Raw genomic sequence first — 12,120 nt, 5'->3', positions numbered from 1 at the left:
CATTGGCTCGACGTCGATCAAAGCGGCTTATGCGTGGGCTTTCCGCATGAGTTCGCGTAGCAAGACCGGATTGTCGGAGACCAGCCAACGCGGCGCGCGCGCGATCCAGTGGCGCATCAGGTCCGGATCATTGATGGTCCAGACCGAAACCCTGTCCAGCCCACGCACGCGGACGATTGTGTCGAATTCGGCTTCGAACAACTCATGGTGGATCCCGATCACGTCGACCAGGTCATCGACCTCGGTCATGAAGGCCTCAAGCCCGCCCTGGCGCTCGGCCCAGACCCGATCGACCGAGATAAGTCGCATGAATTCCGGCGCCAGATCACGAACGTCGCGCACCACCTGGATGTCGAAGCTGTGCAGACAGGAGCGATCCACCAAGCCGTAGGCGCGCAGCATTTCCGCCGCCTTGGCGACGATCCCCGGATAGGGACGGCCTTCGCCATCCGATTTCAACTCGACATAGAGCTGGGTGTTCGGGTGATCCCTGAAAATCTCAAGCACGTCCTCGAAAATCGGCACGCCTTCATCGATCAAAGCGCCATCCGGACCCTTCAGCCGTATCGCCTTGCGGCTCTCGGATGTGAGGGAACGGACCGGCCCTGTTCCCGTGGTCGTGCGATCGAGCGTGGCATCGTGGATGACCACCAGTTCACCCGCGTCGGTCAGATGAAGGTCGAACTCGATCGCCTCAAAATCGTGCTTGAGGGTCTCGCGAAAGCCCAGGCAGGAGTTTTCCGCCCAGAGATTGCGCGCGCCGCGATGGGCCATGATTTCAGACATATCGTTCGACTTTCAGTTCGGATCGGGTTGGGAATTAACGGATGGTCGGATCGAGCCGGTCACGCAGCCAATCGCCCAGAAGCGAGATGGACAGCGTCGTCATCACGATCACGAGCGAGGGGGCGAGCATGATCCAGGGCGCCCGGGTCAAGTATTCCCGGCCAAACCCCACCATGTTGCCAAGCGAGGATTCGGGCGGTTGCACGCCAAGGCCCAGGAAGCTGAGGCCGGATTCCATCAGGATAACTTCCGGGAAAGTCAGCGTCATGGAGACGATCAGGGTCGAGGCGACGTTGGGCAGGATATGACGGAGGTAAACGCGGGACGGCTTGGCGCCTAGCTGGACCACGGCACTCGCATAGCCCTGGGCGGAGGCCGAAATCGCCAGCCCCCGGGCAATGCGGGCGTAGCGCTCCCAGCCGTAAAAGCCCATCAGGCAGACCAGCAGCACCATCGAGGACCCGAAGAAGGCCAAGACCGCCAGCGACATGATCATGAATGGCAGGGCGGCCTGAAAGTCCGCCATGGCCACCACGACATGCTCGACCCAGCCGCGAAACTGCGCCGCCAGAAATCCAAGTGCGGTGCCGAAGACCGCGGAGAGTATCGTCGCCCCGAACGCGATGACCAGCGAGACGCGGATCGACTGGATCAATCGCGACAGCACATCGCGGCCAAGTTCGTCCGTACCGAGCCAATAGCCCGGCGTGCCCATCGGGGCCAAGCGATGCGCCAAGTTCATCTGGCTGATCGGATAGGGGCGGATGACGTCAGCAAAGACCGCCACGAACACGATGATCAACAGCCAGACGATGGCGACAGCGATCAGGAACGGGACCTTCAGTCGCAAGCGGGTGAAGATCCCAGGTTTGGGCGCGGCGATTGCGAGGGACATGGAAAGCTTCTCTCAGTGAGCAGCGCGCTTGGAGCGCAGGCGCGGGTCCAGCAGGCCATAGGCGACATCGACCAGAAGATTGGCGATGACCATCGACGCGGCGATGACCAGCAGCAGCGCCTGCACCACAGCCAGATCCCGGTTGGCGACGGAAATCACGATCAGGCGCCCCACTCCGGGCCAGGCGAAGATGCTTTCGACCACCACCGCGCCGGCGATCAGAGCGCCGACCATGAAGCCCACCAAGGTGACGATCGGCACGGCGGCATTGGGCAAAGCATGTTTCCAGACGACGTCGCGCCATGGCAGGCCCTTCGACATCGCCGTGCGGATATAAGGCTGGCCCAGCACCTCGATCATGGCCGAACGGGAAAACCGCGCCAGAATGCCGATCCCCCCAATAGACAGGGTGATGATGGGCAGGACCGCATGCCAATAGGTGTCTTGCCCTCCCGATGGCAGCCAGGTCAGGCTGACCGCGAAGATCAGCACCAGGACCAGTCCCAGCACAAACGAGGGAATGGTGAAGCCGAAGATCGACAGCATGATCACACCCCGGTCCGCCAGGCTGCCCCGGTGGAGCGCCGCATAGACGCCGGCAGGGATACCGATGCCGAGCTTCAGGATCAGCGCCGGAATCGTCAGGGCAAGGGTTGCCGGCACGCGTTCGAGCACGAGGTTGATGGCAGGCGTCTGACTGCGCATCGAGACGCCGAAGTCGAGCCGCATGATCTGGGTCAGATAGGCAAGGTACTGCTTCCAGATCGGATCATTGAGCCCCCAGCGTTCACGAAAGGCTATGACCGCGTCGAGGGGCGCGTCGGGGCCCAGCAGAACCTGGGCCGGATCGCCTGAAAGCCGCAGAACGATAAAAGCGAAGGTCATCACCATCATGATGGTGAGAAAGGCCCGCGCCAGCTTGGCAAGAATGAACTTCGGCATGTTGCGGACCTCAGGCGGCCTGAGCGCCGGTGGCGCGCAGTTTCAGGCACGCAGTCAAACGACCGCGATTGAGTTCAAGGACGGGCACTTCGAGCGCGCAGGCGCGATCGGCTGCGCCGCAGCGCGGATGGAAAGCACAGCCCGTCGGCCGGGCGGCGGGGTTCGGTGGCTCTCCCTGCAGGATGACGCGATGGGAAAGACCCGTTCCGGCCTTTGGAATCGAAGACACCAACGCCTGGGTATAGGGATGGCGCGGATCGGAGAAGATCACGTCCGAGGGACCCTCCTCGACGATACGACCGAGGTACATCACGGCGACCCGATCGCAGATATTGCGCACGACCTTGAGATCATGGCTGATGAAAACCATGGTCAGGTCCGATTGCTCCTGCAGATCGCGCAGCAGGTTCACCACCTGCGCCTGGATCGAAACATCCAGGGCCGAGACCGGCTCGTCACAGACGATAAAGCGCGGGCTGCTGGCAAGCGCGCGAGCGATCACGACGCGTTGCCGCTGACCGCCCGACAATTCGTGTGGATAGCGCCCGGCCTGATCGGGACGCAGGCCGACGCGAGCCATGAGTCCAGCCACCTTGGCCATCGCTTCCGCGCCCTTGGCAAGGCCATGGATGATGAACGGTTCGCCGATCTGATCGGCGATGGTCATGCGCCGATCCAGGGCGGCCAGCGGGTCCTGGAAGATCAACTGCATCTGCGCCCGCAGCGAACGCCATGCCGCGGAATAGGGGGCAGGAAGCGGCTGACCCTGCCAAAGCACCTGGCCGTCATGCGGACGCTCAAGGCCCAGGAGCATTCGACCCAGCGTGGACTTGCCGGAGCCGGATTCACCGACGATGCCGAGGATTTCGCCCCGGTTCACCTGAAGGTCCACGCCATCGACCGCCCGTACCGAGGTGGCTCGGCCGAACAGGCCACGGCTCGTGTCATATTGTTGAACAAGGCCCCGAGCCTCCAGCAGCAAGGCGGTCATGCCGGGATCCCTTGCGGGCTGGTCATGAGTGGGACCGCCCATGCAACGGGATGAAAGCAGGCGAGCAGGCCGCCTTCGCGTCCTGCCTGCGGCTCTGGCGATCGGGTGTGGCACCGCGTGTCGGCCGAGCCACAGCGCGGCGCGAAAGCGCAGCCCTGAGGCAGGGCCCTGGGGTCGGGCACCGTGCCATGAATGGGCTTGAGCCGCCCCCGGTCGCCATCGATCTCCGGAATCGCATCGAAGAGTCCGCGCGTATAGGGATGGCGGGGCGCCGAAAACAACGCGGCCGTATCGTTCATTTCCACGATCCTGCCGGCATACATCACGGCTGCCCGGTCGCAGACCGCCGACACGGCCCCCAGATCGTGGCTGATCAGAACCATCGCCATGCCGGTCTCGGCACGTATTTGCGACAGCAGGTCGAGAATCTGCGCCTGAATCGTCGCATCAAGCGCCGTAGTGGGTTCATCCGCGATCAACAGATCGGGCTCCCCCGCCAAGGCCATCGCAATCATGACCCGCTGACACTGACCGCCTGAAAACTCATGCGGATAGAGGTCGATCCGCGTCGCGGCCGAGGGAATGCCCACGAGATCCATCAATCGGATCGCCTCGGCCTTTGCCGCCTGCCCCTTCAAGCCACGGTGCAGGGTCAGGCTTTCCATGATCTGCCGGCCGACGCGATGGACCGGGTTCAACGAGGACGATGGATCCTGAAAGATCATCGCGATCCGTTTGCCGCGCACGCGCTCCACCTGCGTGCGACTGGCGCCGATAAGTTCCTCGCCATCAATCTTGACCGAGCCGCCGACGCGCGCCTTGCCCGGCAAAAGCCCGAGGGCGGCAAGCCACGTAACCGACTTGCCACATCCGCTTTCGCCCACAAGGCCCAGCGCCTCGCCTCGGCCGATCTCGAGATCGATGCCATGCAGCACCTGGGTGCCGTCGAAGGCCACAGTCAGCCCTTGGATGGAGATAAAGGACATCTGGCCCACCTGACGCTCAACACAGGAAAGAAGCAGGGAGGGCAATTGCCCACCCTGCCAAAGGAGGCTCGATCAGAGCTTCCAGTTCGAAGGCCGGAAATCCATGGCGAACGCCGGAGCGGCCTTCCACTTCAGTTCCGACTTCACGCCGGTGAAGACTGCGTTCTGGTGCAGAACCGTGTAGGCGGGATCTTCGCGCTCGCAGATTTCCAGCATGCGGGCGAATGCCTTCTTGCGGACGGCGCGGTCGGTCGAGGTCTCCATCACGGCGGCCAACTGGTTGACCTCCGCATTGGACCAGTCGCGCTTCTGCTGGGCTTCGCCGTTCGGCCCGAACTGTACCACCAGCGGCGTGATCGGGTCGTTGATGGTATTGGAGGCCGACCAGTCCCGGACGCCCTTGGTGCCTTCGGGATCGTGGATCTGACCCCAGTTTTCCTTCATCTGGATTTCGACGTTCAACCCGGTCTGCTTCCACATCTCGACCAGGATCTGCGCCGAAGGCGTCTGGTTGGTGTAGTAGTTATTCAGCAGGCGATAGGGGATCACGTCGCCCTTGTAGCCGGCCTGCTTCAGCAGATCGCGGGCCAGTTCGGGATTGTATTCAGGCACCGACCAGCCTTCGACGAACATATCGGCCGTTCGAAAGCTCTCGAACTGCAGGCCGGCCGGAACGACCGTCTGGCCGCCCCAAAGCGCATCAACGATCGCCTGGCGGTCAATCGAATGGGTCATAGCGCGGCGCACCAGCGGATCGCGCAGGACTTCATTCTGGGTGTTGAAGGTCGTGATCCGGTGGTTCCAGATCGTCGAGGACTGGACTTCCAGGCCCGGGGCCGCCTGCACGGCAGCGATCTGGTCCGGCGGCAAGTCGCAGGCGAAGTCGTATTCGCCCGAGAGCAGACCGTTCACCCGGCCAGCGACTTCCGGAACCTCGACAAAGCGGATGCGCTCCAGCGGGGGCCGACCGCCCCAGTATTCGTCAAAGGCAACGAGGGTGAGCGAGACGTCCGGACGGAATTCCTCGACCCGATAGGCGCCGGTGGTGACTGGCTTCGCGGCCCAGATGGCGTAGGTGGCAGCCTCGTCCCAGGCGCGCTTGGAGGTGATCTGCGATCCGAAGGCATAGAGGCGGCCCTCCAACGTCACGTCCGGCGTCGCGTTGTGGAAACGGACGGTATATTTGTCGACAGCTTCCACGCCGCGCAGCGCAGGCCAAAGGCGGCGCGCGACGCCGGGAACGACAGCCGGCAGTTCCTTGGCAGTCTGGGGCTTGAAGTTTTCCTCGTAGAGGGTCGTGCCATTCGACGGCTTCGTGCCGGCGAAGACACGCTCGTCCGAGAAGGAGAAAACCACATCCTCGGCGGTCATCTCGTCGCCATTGTGGAATTTCACGCCCGGACGCAGCTTGAGCTCAATCGTCTTGTCGTCGATACGCTTCCATTCCGTAGCGAGGCCGGGCACCGGGCCCTGATTGCCCATCCAGTCGCGTTCGATCAGACCTTCCCACAGATTCGGGAAGAACACGCGTTCACCGACGTTCGACTGCTCGTTCCAGATATCGAGCGTACCGTTATTGGTTATCTTCTGAACCGCGATGGTAATCGAGCGACGTGCGCCCTGGGCCATCAGGCTTCGGGGCAATACAAGGGCTCCGGCGGCAGCGCCGAAAAGGCCTAGAGATTGGCGGCGAGTGATGAGCATAGGTATCTCTCGATTGGACAATTTAGCGACGTCCAGCGGACATCTGCCGCTCCTATGCTCAAATTATGTATCAGTCTTACGAACCTCTCGTGAAGGACTTGTGACTATAGGATCCCAGAAGAAAGCATTCCGTCGGGTGACCGTGCCGCCTCTTGCTGGCTGAGTTGCCGATCGACGTTGCCGATGCCGAATGGCCGCATGCTGCCTTTTATGGCTTGGAGCGAAAATCTCGCGGTGGGCCGCCACTCGCTTTTCGAAAGGCACGCGCGAAGTTGGCGGGAGAAGAATATCCCATCTCCGCCGAGACACGGGTGATCGATCCATTGGTGTGACGTAGCAGTTCAATCGCGCGCTGATACCGCATTGCGTTCGCCAGGCTGCGAAAATCGGCGCCAAGCCGATTCAGCTCGCGTTGCAGGGTTCGCACGCTCGTGTCCATCGATTGGGCCGCGCTATCGATGGAGACGCTGCCGGCGAGGACCTGAGCACGAATCTGCTCCAGGACCACGTCGAGCAAATCTCGCGGCGCCCCACCCTGCCGATCTCGCTCCACATCCTCGATGGTGACAATCGGCGAAGGCACGTGTCTCAATCCAACGGACAAGTATCGGCGTTCCGCGACAATGGCCACCGCCGAAGCGTTGAAATGGACCGGGCAGTCGAAGACATCTTCCAGAAGGGCAGCCTGGCGCGGCTTGCCGATATCGAGTTCGATCCGCAGCGGCCTCCAGTCAACGGGCAGGTAGGCCCTGAAGATGCTCAACAGTACACCGGCCGCGGCGGTGGCGATCATCTCGTAGCCCTCGCGCCCCGCCAAGGCGAAGCGGTAGCTGTAGCGCGCTTCGTCGCCCACGATATCCACCCCCATCCTGTCAGCCGTGCTGTGAAAACGCAGGGCCGCGATGGCGCGCCCGATCGATTCGCCGAGCGTGTCGGCGCCGACCACATAGCGCCCAAAACTGCCGTAATTGGCGGCGTTCATCTGGGGTGCCATCAGGACCCCGAGATTTCGTTCGCCCGCAGCCCGTGCCGCTGCATTGACGAAGCCGAGAACGGCCGCGTGGGGGATGAAACAATTCCGGCCTTCGACCAGTTCGAGATCGAAGCCGGCGGCGCGATTGGCATGCAATAGCGCCTTCGCCCCGACTTCCCGACGCACGAAGTCCGGCATGCCGTGCAGGATGTGACTGGAGATAACCGGGATCTCGGCCATGCCCGCTATTTCCCTAAAAAGCGCGACGGTGGCGCAAAATGAGTGGTCTCGAAGTCGGCATGCCGCTTTTTAGTAGACGTGCGCCAAGCCAAGGAGATGCTCCTTGGCTGCCGGCACAACTTCGAATATTGCCGGGGGGCGTTTCGACCGTGACTGTGATGACGATGTTCATGCTAGTCAATCGCCGCCTTGGACGGATTCAAGCAAAATCCACCCTGTCCTCTACGGATGCCGCTGAGTTCCCAGGGGGCGATACAATATTTGGATTCGTCGGGAAATGCAGATCGATGCAAATCGATCAGTTTTTATTCGCGTTGGCGTTGATCGCGGCTTTGTCGCGGCCCGGCATAGCCTTCGCCGAAGACAAATCGACCAGCACTGAGGAACTTGCTAAGGCGGCTCAAAATCCAGTTGCCGACATGATAAGCTTACCGTTCCAGTTCAACACGAACTTCGGCTACGGTCCCTACAAGGAGACACAGGAAGTCATCAATATACAGCCGGTTGTGCCGATTAGTCTCTCGCCGGACTGGAATTTGATAACCAGGACGATCGTCCCCGTACTTTCCCAGCCGCAACTCTATCCGGATAGCAACCGAACCTTCGGCCTCGGCGACACGACAATCAGCGCATTTCTTTCGCCCGCTCACTCCGGCAAGTTTATCTGGGGCGTTGGCCCGGCCGTCCTGCTGCCGACCGCGACCGACGACGACCTTGGATCGGGAAAGTGGGGCGCAGGCCCGTCAGCCGTCGGTCTCATCATGGATGGGCCGTGGGTCTACGGCGCCCTGGTGAATAATATCTGGTCGTTTGCCGGCGATACGAGCCGGAAGGATGTCAACCAGATGACGCTGCAGCCGTTCCTCAACTACAACTTCAAGGAAGGTTGGTATGCTTCGTCGTCCCCGCTCGTCACGGCGAACTGGATGGCAGAGGATGACAATCGCTGGACTTTGCCGGTCGGCGGGTCTTTTGGCCGTGTCTTTCGAGTCGGCAAGCAACCCATCAATGCGCAGCTCGGCGCTTACTACAATGTCATCGCGCCAGACGATGTTGGGCCGCAATGGCAGATCCGCGCGCAGCTGCAGTTCCTGTTTCCCAAAAAGTGAGTGCGCATCAGGCTGCGATCGCTGAACTGGCTCTCGCGGCGCTTTTCACTCAGCAAGTTGAATTCGAGCGTTTCAACTCGACATAGATAGTAGAAGGCAATTTCCGTGCTAAAGATGCTTAAGTTATCGCTCGTTTCGGCGGGGGTTGCAGCTGTGCTGGCCATGCCATTGCTCTTGAGCACACCGGCTCAGGCCTACCGGTCTGGCGGTGCAGCCTGTGGACCCCGAGGCTGCGCGGCAGCCGGCTGCGGCCCGCGCGGATGCGCAGCCGGTGCGGTCAGGCCGGGCTATGGCGTCCCGGGATACCGCCCGCGCGGTGTCGTCGTGGTGAACCCGCATCGCTATTGGCGGCCCGGAGGCGCGGTTGCCGCAGGGGCGGCCATGGGATTCATCGCGGGCGCCACAGCCGTTGCGATCGCCGGCACCCCGCCCAAGCCTGGATACTGCTGGTACTACACGACGCCCAACCGGACGAGCGGTTTTTGGGACGTCTGCCCGCGATAGCTTCCATCGGACCTACGAAAGACGGCGATAAAGGATCAAGCCCATGCAACGCTATCTGAGATTGGCCGGCGCCACGTTGGTCGCTGCTCTTGCTTTGCCCACCACCGCTGTTCTGGCGCAGGTGGCGCCCGAGACCGTCCGGAGTCTCGGCGCTCCCGAAACGGCGCAGACGCGGGCCGGCACTCTGGAGTTCAAGGACGGCGCCCCGACCGCCGAAACGGCCAGCAAGATCTACGACACGCTCGATTTCACCCGGGCGCTCAATGTCTACAACAACAGTTTTCGCGGCGCCTCGGCCCTGGCGATCGTCAAAGGTTTCGAGGGCATCGGAGCCAAGCCCGGCGATGTCGTCATTTTTTCCGAGCTGATGGACTCGAACTCGCTGTTCCTGACGGCCAATGCCGATACGGTTTACTATCTCACCGGTCTCGATTTGAGTAAGGGCCCGGTGGTAATCGAGCAGCCGTCGAACGCCGTCGGCACGATCAACGACATGTGGTTCTCGTGGATCGTCGACATCGGTGGCCCCGGTCCCGATCGCGGGCTTGGCGGCAAGTATCTGATCGTCGGGCCCGATTATGACGGCCCGCTGCCAGAGGGCGGCTATTTCGTCGCCCATTCGAAGACGAACTTCGCTCTCTATGCGGCACGCGCCTATCTCGTCGACAATGATCCCAAGCCGGCGGTTGAGAACGTCAAGAAGAACCTGAAGGTCTACCCCTATCAGCCGGGCTCGTTCGGGACGAGCCTTGCCCAGGCTCTCGAAGGCAAGGTACGCCTCGCCGGGGAGCCCAAGATCCCCGAAATGAAGTTCATTGAGGGTAGCGGGAAGTCCTTCAATACAATCCCGCCAAGCGACTACGGCTTCTTCGAGTTGCTCAACGAGAACGTCCAGAGCGAACCCGCCACCAGCTATGATGTTGAACTGGCGGGCCAGTTCGCCGCTATCGGCATCGTGCACGGCAAGAAGTTCGCGCCCGACGAACGGATGAAGAAGATCCTGTCGGAGGCGGCGCTGGTCGGCCAGGCGACCGGCCGTGCGCTCAACTGGCGCTACGCCATGCAGCACCCGGATTGGGCCTATTACGAAGGCTCGCAATGGGGCAGCATGCTGTGGGAAGGCGGCGCGTATTTCGAAACCCCGCCGCCGATCTTCAAGGACGGCAAGTTTGAGCCGCTGCCCCCGACCGGCGCGCGGACGCTCGATTCCCGCATAGCCTTCTACTACGGCTACACGCTCGACTCGCCGGGCATGATCATGCGCATTCCCGGCGTCGGCTCGCAGTACCTGATGAGCTTCCTCGATCCCGAGGGCACTCCCTTCGATGGCGCCAAGACCTACAAGGTGACGCTGCCCAAGGGCATTCCTGCCGAGGCATTCTGGTCCCTCACACTCTATGACAACCAGACGCGCTCGATGCTGCAGACGCCGCAAAAATATCCGCGCGCCGGTAGCCAGAGCTATCCTTCGCCCGCCGCGGAGGCCGCCGACGATGGATCGACCACCGTCTATTTCGGCCCCACCCAACCGGAAGGCGTGGCGCGCGGCAACTGGATCCAGACCAATCCCGACAAGGGCTGGTTCACACTCCTGCGCCTCTACAGCCCGTTGCCGTCGTTCTTCGACAAGAGCTGGCGGCTTAGCGAAATAGTCGAAGTGAAATAACCTTCATGTCGGCCTTCGTAACAGAACGAAGGCCGACATTGTCGGAGCATCAATCGCTATAGACGGAGGCAATATGAAGATCATTTGGGTTATTATCGCCTGCGCTTCGATTTTGTCGGCCTGCCAGAGTAGCCAGTCCTCCTCGGGTGGGCTGTCGAGTTGCAAGTCGATTGGCGCAGGTGGGACAACGGATGTGATCTGTCCCTGAGCCGTCTGGCTCCAACGACGCCCTGACTTCAGCGGACACTGCAAGAGCTGCATGGACCGATTGCTTCAGCTTGCCTGAACAATCGCTGGCCGAGCTTTGTCAGCGCTTCAGGGATGGCCCCATGACACGGGAAGAATGCATGGCGGGTTGGAGTTCGGTCCCGCGGGCAGGCACGACGCAAGTTGCGGTATAGGCCGCCTTGCGACGCCAGACGGGCAAGCGAGCTTCCCGGAACATTTCAGACCAGCTTGCCACGGCCGAGACGGTGATGTCCGCGCTAGACCGGGGCCGGACAGGACTTGCGCGGAACGACGGCAGGATTGGCTCGGCCTCGTTGGCCGTACCTGAAAGCACGGCGTTCGCACAGACGAGCAGACTAGACGGGTGAGGCGGCCGCTATCGCTTCGATTCAAGACCCAAGGAGAACGAGGATGCTACGAAACCTCTTGTCGACAGCGGCGATCCTATGCGCCATCGCCACCGCGCCGGCAGCGCTGGCCCAGGACGCCATTCAGAGCCCGGCCCAGAAGACGATCGGCGGCAGTTCCAAGACCCAGATCGAACCCGCCCTCATCGTCATGAACGCCGCGGGTGCAAAACTTGACGGCAACAAGCTGAGCCTCACGGGCGCCGCGGCCAACTCGATCATCTTCGCCGACCGCCCGGTGCGCGCCGCCGGCCATGCGCTGACCGCGCACCTTCTCGAAGAATGGGCGGAGGGATCCGGCAGCTTCGCCAAGGACCCGCCAAACGCCACGGTTTCAGTGTTCGACAAGGACGGCTCAAGCGTCAAGGACGCCGTGGTTACCCTGATGTCGCCCAAGGCAGACGGCGCCAACATCGTCTTCGACGTCGCCGTGCTCGAGGGTGACCTTGGCAATGCGGACGGCCCGGCATCGGTATTCATCGACATCATCGGCATGCCGCTGTCACCGCTCTCCTTCGCCGGTGCAGCGCGGCGAACGGCCTATCGCGGCGCCTTCTACGCAGGGGCCGCGGCGGGTGCTGCGTATCGCTATCCGCCGGCCTACGCGCCCTACCCGGCTTACCCGGTCTATCCGCCCTACTACCCGCCCTATCGGCCTTACTAGGCGGGCCGGCGGGTGCCTGCACGAC

The 12,120-nt window shown here is 62.1% G+C and carries 11 protein-coding genes; 4 read left to right on the top strand and 7 right to left on the bottom strand.

What is annotated here, in order from left to right:
- Positions 1–27: 27 nt before the first annotated feature.
- From OSH12_RS15815 to OSH12_RS15785, 7 genes are all read right to left on the bottom strand, one after another.
- Positions 28–786 carry a glycerophosphodiester phosphodiesterase family protein gene (locus OSH12_RS15815; RefSeq protein ID WP_266344550.1) on the bottom strand — a complete coding sequence of 253 codons (759 nt, stop codon included), beginning with the start codon at positions 784–786 and terminating at the stop codon, positions 28–30.
- 34 nt (positions 787–820) lie between these two features.
- Positions 821–1,681, bottom strand: coding sequence for an ABC transporter permease (locus tag OSH12_RS15810; RefSeq protein ID WP_266344549.1), 861 nt, complete (start codon positions 1,679–1,681; stop codon positions 821–823).
- Positions 1,682–1,693: 12 nt separating this feature from the next.
- Entirely contained in the window at positions 1,694–2,623 is a 930-nt protein-coding gene (locus OSH12_RS15805) for an ABC transporter permease (protein ID WP_266344548.1), read from the bottom strand.
- Positions 2,624–2,633: 10 nt separating this feature from the next.
- Complete coding sequence (locus tag OSH12_RS15800; RefSeq protein WP_266344547.1) at positions 2,634–3,614, bottom strand: ABC transporter ATP-binding protein; 981 nt, start codon at positions 3,612–3,614, stop codon at positions 2,634–2,636.
- Positions 3,611–4,600 (bottom strand): ABC transporter ATP-binding protein, encoded by a 990-nt coding sequence (locus OSH12_RS15795; protein ID WP_266344546.1) that lies wholly within the window; start codon positions 4,598–4,600, stop codon positions 3,611–3,613. The genes OSH12_RS15800 and OSH12_RS15795 overlap by 4 nt, the downstream gene beginning before the upstream one ends.
- A 72-nt stretch (positions 4,601–4,672) precedes the next feature.
- Positions 4,673–6,304, bottom strand: coding sequence for an ABC transporter substrate-binding protein (locus tag OSH12_RS15790; RefSeq protein WP_266344545.1), 1,632 nt, complete (start codon positions 6,302–6,304; stop codon positions 4,673–4,675).
- Between the two features lie 208 nt (positions 6,305–6,512).
- Positions 6,513–7,517: an AraC family transcriptional regulator gene (locus OSH12_RS15785; RefSeq protein ID WP_266344544.1), complete on the bottom strand. Its 1,005-nt coding sequence runs from the start codon at positions 7,515–7,517 to the stop codon at positions 6,513–6,515.
- A 38-nt stretch (positions 7,518–7,555) separates the two neighbouring features.
- Between OSH12_RS15785 and OSH12_RS15780 the strand changes: the two genes are divergently transcribed.
- The 4 genes from OSH12_RS15780 (at position 7,556) to OSH12_RS15765 (ending at position 12,095) form a co-directional block, all read left to right on the top strand.
- Positions 7,556–8,626, top strand: a complete 1,071-nt coding sequence (locus OSH12_RS15780; protein ID WP_266344543.1) for a hypothetical protein — start codon at positions 7,556–7,558, stop codon at positions 8,624–8,626.
- Between the two features lie 162 nt (positions 8,627–8,788).
- Positions 8,789–9,130, top strand: a complete 342-nt coding sequence (locus tag OSH12_RS15775; protein ID WP_380225456.1) for a hypothetical protein — start codon at positions 8,789–8,791, stop codon at positions 9,128–9,130.
- A 43-nt stretch (positions 9,131–9,173) separates the two neighbouring features.
- Entirely contained in the window at positions 9,174–10,796 is a 1,623-nt protein-coding gene (locus OSH12_RS15770; protein WP_266344542.1) for a DUF1254 domain-containing protein, read from the top strand.
- Positions 10,797–11,435: 639 nt separating this feature from the next.
- The gene (locus OSH12_RS15765) at positions 11,436–12,095 is read left to right on the top strand and encodes a hypothetical protein (RefSeq protein ID WP_266344541.1); all 660 of its coding nucleotides are present in this window, start codon (positions 11,436–11,438) and stop codon (positions 12,093–12,095) included.
- Positions 12,096–12,120 lie beyond the last annotated feature (25 nt).

Origin of the sequence: Kaistia terrae (genome assembly GCF_026344005.1) — a bacterium.
GTDB lineage: Bacteria > Pseudomonadota > Alphaproteobacteria > Rhizobiales > Kaistiaceae > Kaistia > Kaistia terrae.
The sequence above is the reverse complement of the archived record's forward strand: the minus strand, read 5'-3'. Positions and strand labels throughout refer to the sequence as shown.

Excerpts from the sequence above, each read along its gene's own strand:
- OSH12_RS15815 (WP_266344550.1), bottom strand. The coding sequence starts at position 786 with ATGTCTGAAATCATGGCCCATCGCGGCGCGCGCAATCTCTGGGCGGAA.
- OSH12_RS15810 (WP_266344549.1), bottom strand. The coding sequence starts at position 1,681 with ATGTCCCTCGCAATCGCCGCGCCCAAACCTGGGATCTTCACCCGCTTG.
- OSH12_RS15805 (WP_266344548.1), bottom strand. The coding sequence starts at position 2,623 with ATGCCGAAGTTCATTCTTGCCAAGCTGGCGCGGGCCTTTCTCACCATC.
- OSH12_RS15800 (WP_266344547.1), bottom strand. The coding sequence starts at position 3,614 with ATGACCGCCTTGCTGCTGGAGGCTCGGGGCCTTGTTCAACAATATGAC.
- OSH12_RS15795 (WP_266344546.1), bottom strand. The coding sequence starts at position 4,600 with ATGTCCTTTATCTCCATCCAAGGGCTGACTGTGGCCTTCGACGGCACC.
- OSH12_RS15790 (WP_266344545.1), bottom strand. The coding sequence starts at position 6,304 with ATGCTCATCACTCGCCGCCAATCTCTAGGCCTTTTCGGCGCTGCCGCC.
- OSH12_RS15785 (WP_266344544.1), bottom strand. The coding sequence starts at position 7,517 with ATGGCCGAGATCCCGGTTATCTCCAGTCACATCCTGCACGGCATGCCG.
- OSH12_RS15780 (WP_266344543.1), top strand. The coding sequence starts at position 7,556 with ATGAGTGGTCTCGAAGTCGGCATGCCGCTTTTTAGTAGACGTGCGCCA.
- OSH12_RS15775 (WP_380225456.1), top strand. The coding sequence starts at position 8,789 with ATGCCATTGCTCTTGAGCACACCGGCTCAGGCCTACCGGTCTGGCGGT.
- OSH12_RS15770 (WP_266344542.1), top strand. The coding sequence starts at position 9,174 with ATGCAACGCTATCTGAGATTGGCCGGCGCCACGTTGGTCGCTGCTCTT.
- OSH12_RS15765 (WP_266344541.1), top strand. The coding sequence starts at position 11,436 with ATGCTACGAAACCTCTTGTCGACAGCGGCGATCCTATGCGCCATCGCC.